Source organism: Exiguobacterium sp. s150 (genome assembly GCF_018618435.1).
Classification (GTDB): domain Bacteria; phylum Bacillota; class Bacilli; order Exiguobacteriales; family Exiguobacteriaceae; genus Exiguobacterium; species Exiguobacterium alkaliphilum.
The window spans coordinates 51,941-71,710 of record NZ_JACSMC010000001.1 but is presented as its reverse complement, the minus strand read 5'-3'; the positions used below and the strand labels follow the sequence as shown (position 1 = coordinate 71,710).

General features: G+C 55.2%; 19 protein-coding genes. 17 read left to right on the top strand and 2 right to left on the bottom strand.

What is annotated here, in order from left to right:
* Positions 1 to 55: 55 nt before the first annotated feature.
* Positions 56 to 931 carry a YitT family protein gene (locus tag KNP76_RS00380; protein ID WP_034815197.1) on the bottom strand — a complete coding sequence of 292 codons (876 nt, stop codon included), beginning with the start codon at positions 929 to 931 and terminating at the stop codon, positions 56 to 58.
* Positions 932 to 1,044: 113 nt separating this feature from the next.
* Here KNP76_RS00380 and bshB1 point away from each other — a divergent pair, with 113 nt between their 5' ends.
* The 14 genes from bshB1 to nth all read left to right on the top strand — a co-directional run bounded on the left by bshB1 (position 1,045) and on the right by nth (position 14,663).
* Positions 1,045 to 1,728, top strand: coding sequence for a bacillithiol biosynthesis deacetylase BshB1 (gene bshB1, locus KNP76_RS00375; RefSeq protein WP_034809126.1), 684 nt, complete (start codon positions 1,045 to 1,047; stop codon positions 1,726 to 1,728).
* Positions 1,725 to 2,846 (top strand): N-acetyl-alpha-D-glucosaminyl L-malate synthase BshA, encoded by a 1,122-nt coding sequence (gene bshA, locus KNP76_RS00370; RefSeq protein ID WP_034815199.1) that lies wholly within the window; start codon positions 1,725 to 1,727, stop codon positions 2,844 to 2,846. The genes bshB1 and bshA overlap by 4 nt, the downstream gene beginning before the upstream one ends.
* On the top strand, positions 2,843 to 3,982 hold the full coding sequence (locus tag KNP76_RS00365; RefSeq protein WP_214842008.1) for a CCA tRNA nucleotidyltransferase: 1,140 nt from the start codon (positions 2,843 to 2,845) through the stop codon (positions 3,980 to 3,982). Before bshA ends, KNP76_RS00365 begins: the two co-directional genes overlap by 4 nt.
* Entirely contained in the window at positions 3,955 to 4,917 is a 963-nt protein-coding gene (locus tag KNP76_RS00360) for a biotin--[acetyl-CoA-carboxylase] ligase (RefSeq protein ID WP_034809121.1), read from the top strand. The genes KNP76_RS00365 and KNP76_RS00360 overlap by 28 nt, the downstream gene beginning before the upstream one ends.
* 210 nt (positions 4,918 to 5,127) lie before the next feature.
* Complete coding sequence (panB, locus tag KNP76_RS00355; RefSeq protein WP_034815202.1) at positions 5,128 to 5,964, top strand: 3-methyl-2-oxobutanoate hydroxymethyltransferase; 837 nt, start codon at positions 5,128 to 5,130, stop codon at positions 5,962 to 5,964.
* Positions 5,961 to 6,791: a pantoate--beta-alanine ligase gene (gene panC / locus KNP76_RS00350; protein ID WP_211779601.1), complete on the top strand. Its 831-nt coding sequence runs from the start codon at positions 5,961 to 5,963 to the stop codon at positions 6,789 to 6,791. The genes panB and panC overlap by 4 nt, the downstream gene beginning before the upstream one ends.
* 5 nt (positions 6,792 to 6,796) lie before the next feature.
* Positions 6,797 to 7,180 carry an aspartate 1-decarboxylase gene (gene panD, locus KNP76_RS00345; RefSeq protein ID WP_034809114.1) on the top strand — a complete coding sequence of 128 codons (384 nt, stop codon included), beginning with the start codon at positions 6,797 to 6,799 and terminating at the stop codon, positions 7,178 to 7,180.
* Positions 7,181 to 7,278: 98 nt separating this feature from the next.
* The gene (gene dinG, locus KNP76_RS00340) at positions 7,279 to 10,098 is read left to right on the top strand and encodes an ATP-dependent DNA helicase DinG (RefSeq protein ID WP_251137270.1); all 2,820 of its coding nucleotides are present in this window, start codon (positions 7,279 to 7,281) and stop codon (positions 10,096 to 10,098) included.
* Between the two features lie 63 nt (positions 10,099 to 10,161).
* Complete coding sequence (locus KNP76_RS00335) at positions 10,162 to 10,347, top strand: YpmA family protein (protein ID WP_021067223.1); 186 nt, start codon at positions 10,162 to 10,164, stop codon at positions 10,345 to 10,347.
* Positions 10,344 to 10,826 (top strand): hypothetical protein, encoded by a 483-nt coding sequence (locus KNP76_RS00330; protein WP_034809109.1) that lies wholly within the window; start codon positions 10,344 to 10,346, stop codon positions 10,824 to 10,826. Before KNP76_RS00335 ends, KNP76_RS00330 begins: the two co-directional genes overlap by 4 nt.
* A gap of 16 nt (positions 10,827 to 10,842) precedes the next feature.
* Positions 10,843 to 12,030: a pyridoxal phosphate-dependent aminotransferase gene (locus tag KNP76_RS00325; RefSeq protein ID WP_034809106.1), complete on the top strand. Its 1,188-nt coding sequence runs from the start codon at positions 10,843 to 10,845 to the stop codon at positions 12,028 to 12,030.
* 20 nt (positions 12,031 to 12,050) lie between these two features.
* The gene (gene asnS / locus KNP76_RS00320; protein WP_034809104.1) at positions 12,051 to 13,352 is read left to right on the top strand and encodes an asparagine--tRNA ligase; all 1,302 of its coding nucleotides are present in this window, start codon (positions 12,051 to 12,053) and stop codon (positions 13,350 to 13,352) included.
* Positions 13,353 to 13,419: 67 nt separating this feature from the next.
* Positions 13,420 to 14,007, top strand: coding sequence for a DnaD domain-containing protein (locus KNP76_RS00315; protein ID WP_034804943.1), 588 nt, complete (start codon positions 13,420 to 13,422; stop codon positions 14,005 to 14,007).
* Positions 14,007 to 14,663, top strand: coding sequence for an endonuclease III (gene nth / locus KNP76_RS00310; protein WP_034815208.1), 657 nt, complete (start codon positions 14,007 to 14,009; stop codon positions 14,661 to 14,663). The genes KNP76_RS00315 and nth overlap by 1 nt, the downstream gene beginning before the upstream one ends.
* Positions 14,664 to 14,698: 35 nt before the next feature.
* Here the strand turns inward: nth and KNP76_RS00305 are convergent, their stop codons facing one another.
* Positions 14,699 to 15,550 (bottom strand): DUF3800 domain-containing protein, encoded by an 852-nt coding sequence (locus tag KNP76_RS00305; RefSeq protein WP_034815209.1) that lies wholly within the window; start codon positions 15,548 to 15,550, stop codon positions 14,699 to 14,701.
* Between the two features lie 320 nt (positions 15,551 to 15,870).
* On the opposite strand from KNP76_RS00305, the gene recU reads away from it, so the two are divergent.
* From recU to KNP76_RS00290, 3 genes are all read left to right on the top strand, one after another.
* Positions 15,871 to 16,461 carry a Holliday junction resolvase RecU gene (gene recU, locus KNP76_RS00300; protein ID WP_034815212.1) on the top strand — a complete coding sequence of 197 codons (591 nt, stop codon included), beginning with the start codon at positions 15,871 to 15,873 and terminating at the stop codon, positions 16,459 to 16,461.
* A 21-nt stretch (positions 16,462 to 16,482) separates the two neighbouring features.
* Positions 16,483 to 19,113 (top strand): transglycosylase domain-containing protein, encoded by a 2,631-nt coding sequence (locus KNP76_RS00295; protein WP_214842003.1) that lies wholly within the window; start codon positions 16,483 to 16,485, stop codon positions 19,111 to 19,113.
* 107 nt (positions 19,114 to 19,220) lie between these two features.
* A complete protein-coding gene (locus tag KNP76_RS00290; protein ID WP_034815479.1) occupies positions 19,221 to 19,754 on the top strand; it encodes a hypothetical protein in 534 nt (177 codons plus the stop codon).
* Positions 19,755 to 19,770: the final 16 nt, after the last annotated feature.

The following is a 19,770-nucleotide window of genomic DNA, read 5'->3' as shown; positions in this document are numbered from 1 at the left end:
GCCACCGGCAGCGAGTTCGCTGCCGGTGGCTTGTTTGATGTCTCTGAGGTTTCGATTACTTCAGTGGGACCCGATTCTCGTCGAACGTGAAGCCTTCCCCGCCGACCTCGTACACGTGATGGAACGTGACGAAGGCGTGCGGGTCGATCTGTTTGACGATCGTCTTCAGGCGGTTGACCTCGTTGCGACCGACGACGACATAGAGCACCTCGAGCTCTTTGTTCGAGTAGCCACCTTTGGCGATGAGGCGTGTCGTCCCACGATTCATCGTCGCGTGGATGCCGTCAGCGATCGCCGTCCGATGGTCGCTGATGATCATCGCGGCCTTGCCGGCGTACGTTCCTTCCTGCATCGAATCGATGACGCGAGCCCCGACATAGACGGCGAGGAGCGTGTACATCGCCTCGCGGATGTCGAGATACGTCAAACTGAGGACGATGACGAAGAAGTCGAAGACGAGGAACGTCTTCCCGATCGACCATCCGACATAGCGCTGGACGAGGCGGGCGATGATGTCGACGCCGCCGGTCGTGCCGCCGTTATTGAAGATGATGCCGAGGCCGACGCCGATGAAGAGCCCGGCGAACAAGCTCGCGAGCACCATGTCGTCGGTCAAATCGATGACGAGGTTCGAGTACTTGGCGACGAGCGCGTACCAGAGCGAGAAACTGAACGTCCCGATGAGCGTATAGATGAACGTCGTCCGCCCGAGCAGCTTATAACTGACGAAGAAGAGCGGGATGTTGAGCGCCAAGTTCGTGATCGAGGGCGACCAGTCGAACAAGCCGCGCAGAATCAACGTGATCCCGGTGAAGCCACCTTCGGCCAAATTGTTTTGTACGTTGAAGTGATACACCCCGAACGCAAAAATGAAAGAACCAATTAAGATAAAGATAATATTGCGAAAACGAATCGGTAACTGGACCGTCATTTCGTTCACCTCCCATTTCCTAGAGTACTCGAAAAACCTCTCGATTGCCTACCCTCTACATATGACATTCGCGGAGGAGTCCGATATACTTTTCACAGAAGAGGTGATTGATTATGAAAATAGTAGCAATCGGGGCCCATCCGGACGATATCGAGATCGGTATCGCCGGGATGACGGCCCAATGGAGACGCGACGGCATCGAGGTCGTCTATGTCGATTTGACGCGGGCCGAGCTGTCCTCGAACGGGGACGTCGACACGCGCGCCGTCGAGGCGGGATACGCCGACGACGTGCTCGGGGTTCGTCGCCTCAATCTCGGGTTCCCGGACCGTGGACTGACCGGGGACGAAATCCAAATCGAGACGCTCGTACGGTTGATTCGGACCGAGCGTCCGACGCATGTCTTGTATCCGTACGGCGTCGACCGTCATCCCGACCATCGGGCCTGTGCCCGGCTCGTCGAGGAGGCGCTCTTTAACGCCGGGATTCGTAAATACTTACCGGACGTGCCGGCGTATCGACCGGACAGCGTCTATCAATATATGATTAACGCGCTCGAGACGCCTGACGTCTGCATCGACATCAGCGAGACGATGGAGACGAAGCTGCGTGCCTTGTCTGCGTATGAGAGCCAATTCATGCCCGTCGACGGCGTCCGCACCCCGCTCACAGATGAATACATCGAGCGCGTGCGGGCCCGGGAGAGGCATTTCGGCAGTTTAATCGGGACGACGTACGCCGAAGGCTTGATGACCGTCAAGCCTTACGCCGTCAGGAAGGCGGGTGGGCTCGCATGAAGCTCCGGATTGGTGTCCTTTGTTATCCATCGGTCGGGGGGTCGGGCATTCTCGCCACCGAGCTCGGGATGAAGCTCGCCGACCGCGGCCATGACGTCCATTTCATCACGTCGAGCATCCCGTTCCGATTGAACGCGTATCATCCGAACATCACGTTCCATCAGGTCGAGATCAATCAATATTCGGTGTTTCGCTATCCACCGTACGACATTACGCTCGCCTCGAAGATCGCGAGCGTCATCCAGGCGTTCGGTCTCGACGTCATCCATGCGCATTACGCCGTGCCGCACGCCGTCTGTGCCGCGCTCGGGCGCGAGATGGCCGGGACGAACATCCCGATCGTCTCGACGCTACACGGGACCGATATTACCGTCCTCGGGGAGGATGAGGAGCTGAAACCGGCCATCCTATACGGGCTTCGGCAATCGAACGCCATCACGGCCGTGTCCGATAGCCTGCGGCAAGAGACGCTCGAACGGATCGGGTCCGACTTGTCGATTGACGTCATCCATAACTTCATCGACGAGTCGGTGTACCGTCCGCTCGATGATTCGTCACTTCGGGAACGTTACGGCTTGACCGAATCGGACCATGTCGTCATCCACGTCTCGAACTTCCGCCAAGTGAAACGGATCGATCTCGTCCTCGAAGCGTTCGACCGGATGGACGTGCCGGATAAGAAACTGCTCCTCGTCGGGGACGGCCCGCTCATGGGGGCGATGCGCCGCCAAGTGAGCGAGTTGTCGCTCGAGCAAGACGTCATCTTCGCCGGGAAGCAAGAACAAGTCGCGGAACTGTTAGCGATCAGTGACGTGCACGTCCTGTTATCGGATAAAGAGGCGTTCGGTCTCGTCGCGCTCGAGGCGATGGCGACGGGCATCCCGTCGGTCGTCTCGGACGCCGGCGGCTTGCCGGAAGTGATCACCGATGGGGCGGAAGGGTTCGTCGTCGCCCGTGGTGACGTCGCCGGGGCGACAAAAGCGCTCGAGAACATCTTGCTCGACAAGGCGCTACAGATGCGGTTACGGGAAAACGGGTTGAAACGGGCCAAACAGTTCGCTTCGGCCGATATCGTGTCCGCCTACGAATCACTTTATGAACGGGTGGTGCGCGTATGACAGAGTGGGAATACGCAAAACAGATTATCGAAACGATTAACGCCTGCGGCGGCGAGGCGTATATTGTCGGCGGCGCCGTCCGGGATTATATGCTCGGACATTTGCCGGACGACATCGACATCGCGACGTCGCTCTTCCCGGACGAGGTGCTCGCGCTCTTCCCGAAGGCGGTGCCGACCGGGATTGACCACGGGACGGTGACGGTCATCTTAGACCATCACCCGTTCGAAGTGACGACGTTCCGCTCGGAAGGTACGTACTCCGACTCGCGTCGCCCCGACCACGTCGCCCTCGGCGTCTCACTCGAGGAGGATTTGCTCCGACGCGATTTCACGATGAACGCGATGGCGTTCCACGACGGCAACGTCGTCGACTTGTTCGGCGGACGGCTCGACCTCGAAGCGAAAGTCATCCGAACCGTCGGGAGCCCGTACGAACGGTTCGACGAGGACGCCCTCCGCATCATGCGGGCGTTCCGTTTTATGGCCCAGCTCGACTTCACACTCGACGAGGAACTCGTCCGCGCAGCCTCGGCGCTCGGGCACAAGCTTCGCCATATCGCCATGGAGCGCATCGCCATCGAGTTCGAGAAGCTGATGGCGGGTCCGGCCTATAAGCGGGCGCTCTCGTCGCTCATGGCGGCCGGGATTCATGCCCACTTGCCGGATATGGATCGCCATCTCTTGGAAAAGGTCATCGACGACGACCGGAGACCGGTCAACGCGCTCGGCGGCTGGGCGCTCTTACTCTATCACGCGGGTGACGCGAATTGGCTCGCTGCCTGGAAACGGTCGAACGCGACCAAACGTGAAGCAAGTCGGCTCGCTAGGTTGCTCTCGACCGGCCTCGACACGTTCGCGATTTACGACACGCCCGAGGCGACGCTCGACACGTACTTACGGATGGAAGGCCGGACGGACCGGGCCCTCGAGTTGAAGCGGGCATTGCCGATTCAACGTCGCAGTGAGCTTCGTTTCGATGGTCGTGACGCCATCGCCATCGGGGCGAAAGGCGCGACGATTAAACAGTTACTTGCCCATCTGGAACGAGTGGTGCTCCACGGCGAGCTCTCGAACGAGGAGACGATTTTACGGAAGGAGGCAGGCGCATGGCTTCGACACGAGGAAAGGTCTTGAGCCTCTTGCAAGACGGGGCGGTTTGGAGCGGGCAGGAGTTGGCCCGGCAATTAAATATTTCACGTACCGCTATTTGGAAGCATATCGAGACGTTAAAACAAGACGGTTACGCGATCGAGACGATTCCACGAAAAGGGTATCAATTGCTTGAGCAGAACGACCGCTTCGATGAGACGGCGTTCGTCTCCGTCCGGCGTGGCCGTTTCGGGCAACACGTTCACGCGTACGACCAAGTCGACACGACGCAACGGATCGCCCACGAGCTCGCTCAACGAGGGGCGGCGGAAGGGACGATTGTCATCAGCGAAGAACAGACGGCCGGCCGCGGACAACTCGGACGACAATGGTACAATCCGAGCCGGGTCAATATTGCGGCGAGCGTCATTTTACGTCCGGACTTGCCGATTCGAGACGCGTCGAAATTAACCCTCATGGCGGCGAGCGCGTTCGCCCGCTCTCTCAACCGTGAAGGGATTGCCGCAACGATCAAATGGCCGAACGACCTGCTCTTGAACGGGAAGAAAATCGGCGGGATTTTGACGGAGATGCAAACCGAGGGCGACCGGATTCAAGCGGTCATCCTCGGCTTCGGCTTCAATGTCAACGGCGAGACGATCCCAGAAGAACTCCTCCATCGCGCGACGTCACTCAAGCGCGAGACGGGCATCGTCCACCGCCGCAGCGAATTGCTCGCTCGTTTGTTAGAAGACCTCGAGAAGGAGTACGATCTGTTCCTTGAGGCGGGCTTCTCCCCGGTTCGTGAACATTGGCTTCACAACGCAGCTTTCATCGATGAGATGATCACGTTGACGACGGGTGGAAGGACGAAGACCGGGGTCATGCGTGGCATCTCGTTTGAAGGTGCGCTCTTACTGGAGACGGGAGCGGAAATCGAACCGATTTACTCTGCTGAAATCGCAGTTTGGAATGATTGAATGAATGCTTGACGTGGTCTATAATGAGTGTGTCGGACGCTATCGCTCGCGAAGTGTACCGGACTGCAGACCGTCACTCACATTTTTGTCTGCCTTGATCATTTTGACAGGGACAGAAGGACACTCAACCCTTGAGTTTGCTTTCGTGCGCCTTCTTGTCGATAAGAAGGCGCTTTTTCTTTCCTGTCTCCCAATTAGGAGGAGAATTTTATGCACACGATGACTTCACTACTCAAAAAGATGAAACAAGAAGAGAAGCTGGTCATGTTGACCGCCTACGACTACCCGTCGGCGAAACTCGCCGAGGCGGCGGGGGTCGACATCATCTTGGTCGGCGATTCGCTCGGGATGGTCGTACTCGGTTACGACTCGACGATTCCTGTGACGACGGCAGATATGATTCATCACGCCAAGGCGGTACGCCGCGGGGCGCGTGACACGTTCGTCGTCGTCGATATGCCGTTTGCGACCTATCACGGTGATTTTGACCGGACGCTCCAAGCCGCGGCGTCCTTGTTCCAGGACGGACAAGCCGACGCCATCAAGCTCGAAGGGGCGGGCGAGGTGCTCGAGACAATCGAGCGGCTGACGAAGGTCGGCATGCCTTGTGTCGCCCATCTCGGTCTCACGCCGCAATCGGTCGGCGTGCTCGAAGGCTACAAAGTACAAGGCAAGTCACTTGAGGATGCCGAACAGTTGATTGCCGACAGCCTCGAGGCCGAGCGTGTCGGTGCGAAGATGCTCGTGTTAGAGTGTGTCCCGCACCAATTGGCGAAAAAGATCGCCGCGGCGCTCACGATTCCGGTCATCGGCATCGGGGCAGGGGCCGACGTCGATGGGCAAGTGCTCGTCTATCACGACATCTTGAAATACGGGGTCGACCGGTTACCGAAGTTCGTCGAGGCGTATGCCGACGTGAACGAAGTGGCGACGACGGCAATTCGCCATTATGTCGAGTCGACGAAAGACGGTTCATTCCCGCTCGAGCGGCACACGTTCACGATGGACGAGTCTTTGCTCGACACGCTCTACGGGGGCAAGGCATGAACATCGTCACGACACCGAGCGCGTTGCAGCAACTGTTGACAGACGCCGGGACGATCGGTTTCGTCCCGACGATGGGCTATTTACATGAAGGGCACCTCAGTCTCGTCGAGGCGGCCAAAGCCGAGAACGATCTCGTCGTCATGAGCATCTTCGTCAACCCGACCCAGTTCGGGCCAAACGAGGACCTTGACCGTTACCCGCGTGACTTTGAGCGAGACGAGGCGCTCGCCCGTGAGGCAGGTGTCGACGTGTTGTTCTATCCGACGACCGAGACGATGTATCCGCTCGATATGGCACGGGTGACGGTACGGACCGGCGCGGACGTCTTATGCGGGGCGAGTCGTCCCGGTCATTTCGATGGCGTCTTGACCGTCGTATCGAAGCTGTTCAATCTCGTCCGTCCGACACGCGCCTATTTCGGATTAAAGGATGCGCAACAAGTCGCTCTAATCGAAGGTTACGTCCGCGACTATTTCGTCCCGGTCGAGATTCGTCGCTGTGCGATTATTCGCGAACCGTCAGGCCTCGCGAAGTCGTCACGGAACGTCTATCTGTCAGACGTGGAAAAAACGGATGCGAGCGAAATCAACCGCGCCTTGACCGATGCGTACGACGCGCTTGAAGACGGCGAGCCGCTCCGAGACGTGATGGCACGACTCGAGGAACGGTTGCAAAACATTCCGAATAGCATGATCGACTATGTCGAAGTGAAAGACTATCCGACGTTGACCGAGGCGACCTCGGCATCGACCGAACTATTGATTGCCGTGGCGGTGCAGTTCGAACGGGCCCGCCTGATTGATAATGTGATTTGGAAGAGAGGATGAATCGAATGATTCGAACATTTATGCACGCGAAACTACACAAGGCGACCGTCACCGAGGCGAACTTGCATTACGTCGGCTCCATCACGATCGATGAGGATTTGATGGATGCGGTCGGCATTATGGAAAACGAACATGTGCACATCACGAACAACCATAACGGGGCCCGCATCGAGACATACGTCATCAAAGGCGAGCGCGGCTCAGGCGTCATTTGTTTGAACGGGGCCGCAGCGCGACATTTCCAAGTCGGCGATGTCGTCATCATCATGGCGTATGGTCAAATGACGGCGGAAGAAGCGAAAATGCATCGTCCGAAAGTGGCCGTCTTGAACGAACGCAACGAGGTCGACCAATTGCTCTATGAAGAGATTGCACACACAGTATTGTGAAGCGAACGGGGGCGTCTAGTATAGGCGTCCCCGTTTTTTCGTCTTTCGTTCTATGGTAAGATGAGACAGATAGCAAGCACGCGCGTGCCGAAGATGGGATGGATGTTATGGACACTTATGTGATAGTGGATTTAGAGACGACCGGTCATTCCGTTAAATCCGGCGACGAACTGATTGAGTTCGCGGCGGTAGTCGTACAAGGGAGTGAAGTGATTGAGCGCTACAGTACCTTGATTCGACCGAGTCGTCCAATCCCACCCTTTATCACGCAGTTGACGACGATCACCGATGATGATGTGGCGGATGCCCCGACATTTGAAGAAGTGATCCCTGAAATATGGAAGCGTTTGGACGGTCGTATTTTTGTCGCCCACAACGTGACCTTTGATTTGAATTTTTTAAATGAAAGTTTGGAGCAGGCCGGGTATATGCGGTTTGAAGGACGGGCCATCGACACGGTCGAACTGGCCCGAATCCTTTACCCGACCCTTGAAAGTCACGCCCTCGAGGCGCTCTCCGGCACGTTCGACCTGGTGCATACGGATGCGCACCGGGCGCTCAGTGATGCCGAGGCTACGGCAGAGCTGTTCATCCGTCAAATCGAACGGCTCCGAGATCTGCCGGTCGTGACGCTCAAACAGCTCCGGCGCTTGTCGGAGTCTTGGACGAGCAACATCGAACCGTTACTCGATGAGTTGATTGTCGAGGTCGGTATTCGTCCGGATGACGAAACGAATTATGACATTCATCGGAAAATCGCGCTTCGCCGTCTGATCGATTCGCACGTCGAAGCCGTCGAACGCGAACCGTTCGAGCCGTTCCTCCATCGGACGATCGAAGAGACGCTTCCGTCATTGTTCCATCAGTTCGAGCCGCGACAAAGCCAGTTCGAGATGATGCGGCACGTCTACAAGGCGCTCGACGACGAGGCGACCTTGTTAGTCGAAGCGGGGACGGGGACAGGGAAGACGCTCGCCTACCTCATCCCGAGTGCACACCATGCCCTCGAGACGAAGCGGCCCGTCGTCGTCAGCACACATACGATTCAATTGCAGGAACAACTGCTCAATCGGGACTTGCCGATTTTACAGGCGATATTCCCGGAAGTGGCGTTCACGCTGTTGAAAGGTCGCCGCAACTACATCGATTTACGGAAGTTCGAGGCGGTCCTCGAGGAAAAGACGGACGGACTGCTCACGGGGATGTGCAAAGCGATGGTGCTCGTCTGGTTGACGGAGACCGAGACGGGCGACCTAGAGGAGCTATCGCTACCTGGAGCGGCCACACAAGGGCCTGCCTCGTTCAAACGGTTGATTCAAGCGGACGCGGCCTCGGAGTTCGGGCGCTTCGACCCATGGTATAGCCGGGACTTCTTCACAAGGGCCGTCTTGCGCTCGAAAGAGGCGGATATCATCGTGACGAACCATGCGCTCTTATTCTCCGACCTTCAGCATCAGGCCGGGATTTTGCCGACCGATACACCGCTCGTCCTTGACGAGGCGCACCAAGTTGAGGAAGTCGCGTCCCATCATTTCGGTGTCACGTTCGATGCGCTCCAATTCGACCGTGTGTTCAAATGGTTCGGGTACGGGGCCGATGGGAAGTTTCACTCACGGTTGTTGCAACTCGCCGATCTGACGTCGGTGTCAGAAGAGACGGAGGCGTTCAGCCGTGACACGGACGTCGCGCTCGCAGGAGTCGACGCGGAGCTCGATGACCTATTGACGGCGCTTTACTCGCTCGGCAAGAAGAAAGAGCCGCGTCAAACGGTGCGCTTTGAACGGGAAGGGAACGCCTTCCAGCCGATTCGGGAAGTGGCGAGACGACTCGAATCGAAACTACGGACATTGCGGATGTCGCTCCGGCAGATGCACCGCCTTCTTGATGAAAATAAAGAACATATGACGTTCAAGCAACGGGCCGTCATCGCGGACTTCAAGGCGTTTATCGGGGATGTGCGCGAACTCGAGAGCGTCTTGTTCGAGACGATGCTCGCCCGGGATGACGACTCGGTCAGTTGGGTCGAGCTGAACCTAGCGAATCGAAAGCTGACTTCGGTTTACACGCAACCGGTCGAGATTGGTCCGTTGCTCCACGAGCGGCTGTTCAACAAGCGGCCGACGATTTTGACGTCGGCGACGATGACGGTGTCGGGACGGTTCGGCTTCATCGAGCGTCGGCTCGGGTTAGACGGGGAAGACGTGCGGCGTGTCGTCTTGCCGTCGCCGTTTGATTTCAAACGGCAGGCGAAGCTGTTCGTCCCGTCCGACCTCCCGCTCATCAATGAAGTGCCGCTCCCACAGTTCGTCGAACAGACCGCGGACGCCATCGCAAAGATTGCCAACGTCACAAAAGGGCGCATGCTCGTGTTGTTCACTTCGAACGAACTGCTACGCCTGACGCATGAGGCGGTGAAAGACCAACTTGACGAAGCATATACGCTTCTCGCCCAAGGTGTCAGCGGCGGATCGAGAAGTCGGTTGACGAAGCAGTTCAAGCGCATCGATCAGTCGATTTTGTTCGGTACGGCTAGCTTTTGGGAAGGCGTCGACATCCCAGGCGAGGCGCTCACGTGTCTCATCATCGTCAGGCTACCGTTCGCACCGCCGGACCAGCCCGTCATGCAAGCCCGGGGTGAGAAGATTGAGGCGACCGGAAAATCGTCATTCTTTGAACTGTCCCTGCCACAGTCCGTCATCCGTTTCAAACAAGGGGTCGGCCGGTTGATTCGTTCGAAAGACGACTACGGCGCCATCTTCGTCTTTGACCGCCGTGTCGAGACGACGCGTTACGGCAAGCAATTCCTCAATAGTCTGCCCGCCGTCGACCGAATCGAAGGACCAATCGAGACGGCGCTCGCAGAACTTGAACTTTTTTTGGACGACAAAGCGAAGACCGGCCTAGGAAATGACAGATAACGCTAGGCATGAAGAAGTTATCGTTTTATAATGATGGGTATAGTGTTCGAAGGAGGATGGACCATGAATTCAAATATCGAAACGCTCGCGACCGTTCGCATCGAGCCGACCGCAGACGTCTATAAAATCGTCGACTTGTTGAATCGGACGCTCAAGGGCCAAGATTTAATGTTTGGTTTGGCGTTAGAGAAAAAAGTAAATGATCCGAAGAAAGAAGAGATGGTGTTCACCATCTATCGGACGGAATGACACGTAAGTCAAAAGTAGTGATCGCACTCGTGACGGCACTGATTGGTGTCGTCATCGTCTTTAGTGGTGTGTATTGGTTCACGATCGGCCACACCGAGCGTGTGAAAGATGCCATGATCGGCGAGGCAAGAGAACGTCTTGAGACGGAGCAAGCAGGCGTGACAGTCGATCGGGCGACGCTCTATAACGGCACTGAACCTTACGTCGTCTTCGAGAACGCAGAAAACGTCCTATTCGTTCCGGTCGATGAGGAACAACCGATTGTCGTCCGTGACGTGACGAACGTTGATTTGGATCAAATTTGTAACGATTCACTCGCAGAGACGGGCGGGACACTCGTCAGCTGCACATATGGCTTCGATGAACGTGCCTTAGTCGAAGTGGTGACAAAGGCGAACGCGTCATACACGTATTCATACTATACGCTTCAAACTGGAGAATTTATCCGACGGGTCGAACTGACGGACGCGTCGTTATAAGTAGAGGGGGATCACGATGGAACATCTATTGGCAAAACGGGTTAAACAATTGACGCCGTCGACGACGCTCGCCATCACGGCGAAAGCGAAAGCGCTCAAGGCTTCAGGACAAGACGTCATCGGTCTTGGGGCGGGCGAGCCGGACTTTAACACGCCAGACCGAATCATCGATGCGGCCTGCCGCGCTGCCCGGGAAGGCGATACGAAATATACGCCTTCAGGGGGCACGGTTGCATTGAAAGATGCGATTATCGACAAGACGAAGCGCGACAGTGACCTCGTCTTTGAACGGAACGAGGTCATGGTCGCCTCTGGGGCGAAGCATGCCTTGTATGCCCTGTTCCAAGCGATTCTTGATGAAGGGGACGAAGTCATCATCCCGGTCCCGTACTGGGTCAGTTACCCGGAACAAGTAAAACTCGCGGACGGGGAACCGGTGTACGTCGAGACGACGGAAGAGACGTCGTTCAAATTGACGCCGGCTTCGCTCGAAGCGGCCATCACGGATCGGACGAAAGCGGTCATTTTGAACAGCCCGTCCAACCCGACCGGCATGATCTATACCGAACAGGAACTCGAAGAACTCGCGGACGTCGTCAAACGCCACGATTTGCTCGTCGTCAGCGATGAGATTTACGAGAAGCTCGTCTACGGAGATGACCGGTTCGTCTCGATTGCGACACTTCCGGGTATGCGCGAACGCACAATCATCATCAACGGCGTCTCGAAGTCGCATGCGATGACAGGGTGGCGCATCGGTTATGCGCTCGGTGACCGAACGATTATCGAAGCGATGACGAACCTCGCCTCGCACTCGACGTCGAACCCGACGTCCGTCGCGCAAGCAGCCGCGGTCGAAGCGTATAACGGGCCGCAAGATGACGTTGAGATGATGCGTGTCTCGTTCGAGGAACGCCTCGACATCGTCTATAACCGATTGATTCAAATTCCAGGAATCACATGTTTGAAACCACAAGGTGCATTTTACTTATACGCCAACGCCAAAGAAGCGGCATCGATGAGCGGATACGACTCGGTCGACGCTTGGTGCGAGGCTGTCCTCGGTGAAGCGTTCGTCGCGCTCGTCCCGGGCTCTGGCTTCGGTCAAGACGATTACGTACGACTCTCCTATGCGACGGAGTTAAAGCGAGTATTAGAAGCGCTCGATCGAGTGGAAGCTTTCATTAAAGAGAACGCTCGATAAGCGAAAGGATGGAAACGACAATGACAACTATTTCAATCAACCAATTTAAAGATTACGAAGGACAGACGGTCCGCGTCGGTGCATGGATTGCCAATAAACGTTCGAGCGGGAAAATCGCGTTCCTTCAGCTCCGGGACGGGAGCGGGTTCGCCCAAGCCGTCGTCGTCAAAGCCGATGTGGCCGAAGAGCTGTTCGCACTCGCCAAAGGTGTGACGCAAGAGACATCGGTCTGGGTGACAGGGAACGTCAAGTCAGACGGTGGCCGCACGCCGCTCGGTTTTGAACTTGAAGTGTCAGACATGGAAGTGATCGCCGAGTCGGTCGATTACCCGATCACGCCGAAAGAGCATGGGACGGAGTTTTTGATGGACAACCGTCACCTCTGGCTCCGTTCGCGTCGCCAGCACGCGATCATGAAAGTACGGAACGAATTGATTCGGGCGACGTATGAGTTCTACAACCAAGAAGGATTCGTCAAAATCGACCCGCCGATCATCACGTCAAGCGCGCCGGAAGGGACGACGGAGTTGTTCGAAACGGACTATTTCGGTCAACCGGCATACTTGTCTCAGACAGGACAACTATACATGGAAGCCGCGGCAATGGCGCTTGGAAAAGTCTTTTCGTTCGGCCCGACGTTCCGCGCCGAGAAATCGAAGACACGTCGTCACTTAATCGAGTTCTGGATGATCGAGCCTGAGATGGCGTTCTTCGATCATGATATGAGTCTCGACCTTCAAGAGCGTTACGTCTCGTATCTGGCGAAGTCGGCACTTGAGAACTGCCGCAACGAGCTCGAACTGCTCGGGCGCGACTTGGAGAAGCTTGAGAAAGTTCAAGCACCGTTCCCACGCATCCGTTATGCGGACGCAATCACGTTCCTAAAAGCCGAAGGATTCGATGATATCGAGTATGGCGACGATTTCGGTGCACCGCACGAGACGGCCATCGCGAACGCACATGACAAGCCGGTATTCATCACGCACTGGCCTAAAGAGATTAAGCCGTTCTATATGAAAGTCGACCCGGAGAACCCGGATCTCGTCCTCTGTGCCGATTTGATCGCACCGGAAGGGTACGGAGAAATTATCGGCGGTTCACAGCGTGAAGACGACTATGACCGCTTGAAAGAAGAAATCATCAAAGAAGGCCTCGATGAGACGGACGCGTACGACTGGTATCTCGAGCTCCGGAAGTACGGTTCAGTGCCGCACTCAGGTTTCGGACTCGGTCTCGAGCGCACCGTCGCTTGGATTAGCGGAATCGAGCATATCCGCGAAGCGATTCCGTTCCCACGTCTTTTGAACCGGATTCACCCATAATAATCGCCGAATCGGGGATGACGTTTGACGTCTTCCCCGATTGATGTGTTTAGAAAGGATGTGCGCCATGAATGCACATAGTCTAATCAAACTGTTCGAACAGAGCCCGGTCGTCGTCCCGCGTAAATTGTTCACGGACGCACGCCGGCTGGACCTTAGCCCGGTCGAGTTTTGTCTCGTCGTCCACTTGCTCGAACTGACCGGGGAAGGCATCGAGATGCCGCTCCCGAGCGAGCTCGGGGAACGGATGAACGTGGCCGAGCATGAAGCACGTGCCGTCTTGCTCGGTTTGTTGCAAAAAGAATTGATTGCCATCGATGCCTCGGCTGACGTGGAACGATACAGCCTGTTACCGTTGTTCGAAGCGCTCGAGGAGGAGACGGTGACCGTCAAGACGCCGCATGCGTTGAATGAGAACTTGATTCATACGTTCGAGCGCGAATTCGGGACGATCACCCCGTTTGAAATCGAGCAAATCGTCGGCTGGCTGACCGAAGACGGGTTTAGCGAAGAGTTGGTGCTGGCCGCCCTTCGGGAAGCAAAACTCCGGAACGTGCGGAATTTCAAGTACATGGATAAAATCTTGCGCGTCTGGCAAGACCATAACGTCCAGTCGCTTGAGGATGTCGTCGAATATCAACGGAGGAACAAATGATGTTGACCCGGGCCCAACTAAACGAAGTATCAGACACGATGCGACAGATGTTCCCGGATGCGCACTGTGAGCTGACGCATCGCAATCCGTTCGAGCTTGTCGTCGCCGTCGCGTTATCGGCTCAGGCGACGGACGCGCTCGTCAACAAAGTGACGCCAGGCCTATTCGAGGCGTTCCCGACGGTCGAAGCGATGGCGGCAGCCGACGTCTCGGAAATCGAGTCGCTCATCAAGCGCATCGGATTGTATCGGAACAAAGCGAAGAACGTGAAGGCGCTATCGATGCAAATCGTGACGCTTCATGACGGGATTGTCCCGGACGACCGGGCGTCGCTCGAGGCGTTGCCTGGCGTCGGTCGCAAGACGGCGAACGTCGTCTTGTCGGTCGCGTTCCATGAGCCGGCGTTCGCCGTCGATACGCACGTCGAGCGCGTCTCGAAACGACTCGGGATTTGTCGCTGGAAAGACAACGTCCGTCAAGTCGAGGACACGCTCATGAAAAAGTTCCCGCGTGAGGAATGGTCGCAGCTGCATCATCAGTTCATCTTCTTTGGACGGTATCACTGTAAGGCGCAACGCCCGGCTTGTGAGACGTGCCCGCTCCTGCACATGTGCCGGGAAGGGAAAAAGCGGATGAAGTCGATAAAAGCGACATAAAAACTGCCCCGTAGCTAACGCTACGAGGCAGTTTTTTAGTGGTTCCACGGATGGTCGCTCCATTCGCGGCGCTTTTTCGTGATCGGGACTTTTTTGAAGCCCCAGTTTCGGAAGTCTTGGTCTGGACTTTCTTTACGAATGTAAATCTTGTCCTTGATTGCTTTAAAGATGCGATTCTCATCCCCATAATGGACGAACCGCGGTTTGACTTCGATGACCCCGCGACGGACGCGCGAGAGCGGCAGACAGACGAGGTCTGCGATTTCGAGCCCGGACTGATAAATCGTGTTTTGTTTCTCGGAGAAGATGAAGCCTTTGATTTTTTGTCGACTCTTTTCGACATCGAGGTGGACCGTCCCTGAGTTGAAAATGTCAAAAAACGCCTTTTGAATGAGTAGATTCTGGTAATCGTCACGCGATTCGAGCACGACGCGGGCACTGACCGCCTCGGTCTCTTCTAAAAACGCGTAAAACGACTTCATCAAATGCGCGAACGCGACGACGTAAGGGTCTTTCGGTGTCGAGTAGAAGTCTTGTAGCTTCTGTTTATCGACCTCGACGCTAATAATCGTACAATTGATGTCACGTAGGAAGTCCGGTAACTTGTTCCAAAAGTCACGGAGCATATCGATCGTGATTCCATCCTCTTTCCCATATGGATGCTCGGCCTTTAAAATCTCTTTCAGATGAAGCGGGATGTTTTCCGTTTTGAACACGTCTCGCTTGAACGCGTGAAGACGACGTTTCAGCTCGCACGGCATTCCGGCCTCGTCGGCGTCAATCGCATACTTGTATTCCATGAGGACACCCGTCAAATTAAATTGCGTATTTCCCTTCGGTGTACCCGTCTCATCGACAAACATCACGTACTTCTTTCCGTTATCCATCGTACCCCTCCAACACAGCTTTATCTCTTTCATCTCAAGCGCCTCTATTTTTTAAAAGTTTCATCAATCGTGTTTATCGGATTGATGAAAGGGTTAACTAGTAGAAGACTTATTGTAGAAAAGTATTTAGTAGCATGATAACAAGCTTGTGTCAATTTGACTACACAATACACTACGTACTAGTTTAACATACAAGAGTTTGGTACGATATGCATTGCGGAAAATCCACGAGACAGTCGAGCGACAGAACTCGACAATCAGACCTTAGACGGAAGGAACGAGTGGGCCAACCTGCTAAAATGAGTTGTAGGGGTGACGACATGTTCCACTATCCGAACGGAAAGAAAGCATCAACCGACAGTCGGGCACCGATTCGCTCGGAGCGTCCGACGTATGCGAACCGAGGCATGAACTTAGAGACGCTGCTCAACGAGACGAACGAGTATTATCGAATCCACGGCAAGGCGGTCATCCATAAGAAACCGACGCCACTACAGATCGTCAAAGTCGATTATCCGAAACGGAGCGCCGCGAAAGTGACGGAAGCGTATTTCAAACAAGCGTCGACGACCGACTATAACGGGGTGTATCGCGGCAAATATATCGATTTCGAAGCGAAAGAGACGAACAATAAGACGTCGTTCCCACTCGGTAACTTTCATGACCATCAAATCACACACATGCGTGATTGTATGAAACATGGAGGGATTTGCTTTGTCATCATCCGGTTTAGCCGCTATAATACGCAATATGTGCTGTCAGCAGACCAGTTGTTAGACTGGTGGGCACAACGTGAGACGGGACGAAAATCAATCCCGCTCAGCTTCATTGAACAACATGCAATCGAAGTTCCAACCCGGGCGATGCCGGCCGTCGATTATTTGGCGGCGCTAGAAGCATGGCTCGATTGAAATAGAAGGAGTGAATCATGAATGGAACGAAGTCGGGTGGCACGTCGGCAAGACACGACGACCAATAAACGTAAACAGACGACGAAACAGTCAAAACCGAAAACGAAGAAGCCGATCTGGCGCCGTATTCTTTTACTCGCAACATTACTATTCATTATCGGCGTTGTCGCGGCGGGCGCGTATTCCGCCTATGCAATCGCGACCGCACCACCGCTCGACGAAGAGAAGTTGGTGAAGACGTATCCGATTCAATTGATCTCAGCAAACGGGGAACCGCTCGAAAGCGGCCAAGTTCGCGAATACGTGTCAATCAATGATATCTCTGAAGTGATGCAACAAGCGGTCGTCTCGATTGAAGACCGTCGTTTCTACGAACATAACGGAATCGACATCCGCCGAATCGGCGGGGCGGTCCTCGCCAACTTGACGAGCGGGTTCGGGTCCGAGGGTGGCTCGACGATTACGCAACAGCTGATCAAACAATCGATGCTCACGAGTGAGAAGAGTATGAAGCGGAAGATTCAAGAGCAATGGCTCGCCATCAAACTCGAACGTGAATATTCAAAAGAGCAGATTCTCGAAATGTACTTGAACATCAACTATTACGGTTCAGGCGGATACGGGGTACAGTCGGCTTCAAAGGCTTACTTCAACAAGCCTGTATCGGAAGTGAACTATCAGGAAGCGGCAATCCTCGCCGGTCTGCCACAGCGTCCGAGCGCATATGACCCAATCAGTGGTGACCAAGAACTGACGCGTTATCGTCAAGAGCAAGTGCTCGCCGCGATGAAGCGTGACGGTCATATCACGGAAGAGCAATACAATGAAGCGCTCAACGTCGAGATCGCGGACGTCATCTCGCCGGCACCACAGACGGACGGCGAGTCGTACACGCGTGCGATTTATGCGCGCGTCCAAGCCGAGCTCGAGGAAGACTATGGCCTCGAACAGGCAGACATTTATGGCGCAGGGCTCAAAGTGTATACGTCAATCGATAAAGACTTGCATACGAAGTTCAACAACGACATCAAATCGAACAACGTCGATTTCATGAACGTCGAAAACGTCTTCCCGGAAGACCTACGGATGGGGGCGACCGTCCTCAATACGAAGACGGGTGAAATCGTCGCCTTGATTGACAGCCAACAAGCGGAGCAAGGCGATAAGAACTATCGTGACTTCTCACGCGAGAAGCGTCAAATCGGTTCGACGGCGAAGCCGTTCTTCGACTACGGACCTGGGATTGAGAACGGCCAATGGTCGACGGGGAAAGTACTCCGTGACGCCCCGTTCGAAGACGAAGATTACAATCCAATCAACTACTATGAAGGGTATCGTGGCTCGAATACGATGCGCTACTTCTTGACCGTATCAGCGAACACACCGGCCGTCCGTGCCTTCTATGAAGTACGGGACGAGTTCGGCCAAGACGCGATTCAGTCATTCGTCCAAAATCTCGGTATCGAGCCGTCGATGTCTGGCGACGAGATGAACGCCTCGAACGCGCTCGGTACAGCCGAGGCGAACACGTCGCAGATGGCGGCCGCTTACGCTGCACTCGGGACGAACGGGATGTATACGAAGCCGCACTTGATTCAAAAAATCGAGTTCAATGACGGCTCGACGATCAACTCGCCGGTGAAAGCGAAACAAGCGATGGAAGACTATACGGCGTACATGCTCACAGACATGCTCCGTGACGTCGTCAGCACCTCAATCGGGACGTATCAACCAGGTGCCTTCCCGTATGACGTCGCCGGTAAGACCGGTACGACGAACAAAGATATGGATAAATGGTTCACCGGCTATACGACCGACTACTCGATTTCCGTCTGGACCGGTCGTTCAAACGAGACGGCTGAAAGGGTAATGAGTCCGAACTACGCGCAGTTCTACTTCGAGTATATGATGCAAGAAGTGACGAACGCGAACGGTCGTCCGGCAGCGTTCCAGCAACCGGAGTCGGTATTGTCGCTCGGGAACGAGCTGTACGTCAAAGGGACGAAGCCGAAAGACCTCGAACCGGACAAGCTCCCGGCACCGACCGGCGCGTCGATCAATTACGACATCCCGGCGGACCGCGGCACGTTGACATGGTCGTATAATACGGAAGCGGTGCAAGCGGACGGGTATCAAAACCTTTCGTTCACCGTGACGGAGAAACGACCGGACGGAAGTGAGCGCGTCGTCGCCACGACGTCAGACACGAGTGTCGACATCTCTGGTCTGACGAACGGGACGACCACGTTTACGATTGTCGCGACGGCGACGAATCCGCTCGTCGGCGAGCAACAGTCGAGCCCGCTTCAAACCCAGTATACGGTTCAACGTAATCAAGAACCGGCTGAAGAAGAAGAGGAACCGGAAACGGAACAGCCGGCTGAAGAGCCGACCGAAGAGGAACAGTCGAACGACAATAACGGGAACGGTAACAACGGCAATAATAACGGCAACAATGGCAATAACGGCAACAACAGCGACTCGGGAGAGACGACGGAAGAACCGGCAACGGAGGAAGAACCTCCAGCGGAAGAAGAGTCGGGAACAGACCTTGAACGGCAGTCCAACTCAGAATCGTCTGACTCAAACGAGAACCGCGGCAATGGGAACGGTGGACGTGAGAACGGAAACAGTGACCGCAACAATGAATAACACGCACAGGGCGATTGAAATCGCCCTGTTTTTCTGTTCCGTTTGCTATAATGAAAAGAAAGCGAATAGGATGGTGACAAATGGTACAACTCTCTCTTAAACGTAAGATGAAAGTGTTATTTGTAATCGATCGACTGCAAGAGGATGACGAAGGTCTCCCGCTTCACGGTGTCAACGGTTTGAAGATGGGACGCCTCCTCCTCGGGGAGTCCATCCCGTTTGGACGTTTGTTGTATGATCGAGACGTCGCGCTCGCGGCGGGCCATTCGCATTTAAAACGAATCGGGATCGAGACGATGTTTCTCGGTGACGAACGATTTTATCCTGAACTATTGCGCGGAAAACGTCGTGCGCTCGTGGCGCACGATGACTACTATAAAGCGGTGCAACGCTACACGAAACATTTACAGGCGGTCCATTCGAAATGCACGAAGCTACATACCATCGTCCTGTTCGGCCGATCGACGCATCTGTTATATGACGATGCGATCAAGCGCCTCGAGGAAGAGAACGAACATGTGGCGGCCGCATTCAACACGATGGAAGTGCTCCGGTTGCCGGCCGTTCATCGCCTCGTTCGCGACGAGCGGATCGGGCAAGTGAAAGACATCGTGGAGCGTCTTGCACCTTCGAATTCTTGATAGGAGAAGGTGAGTT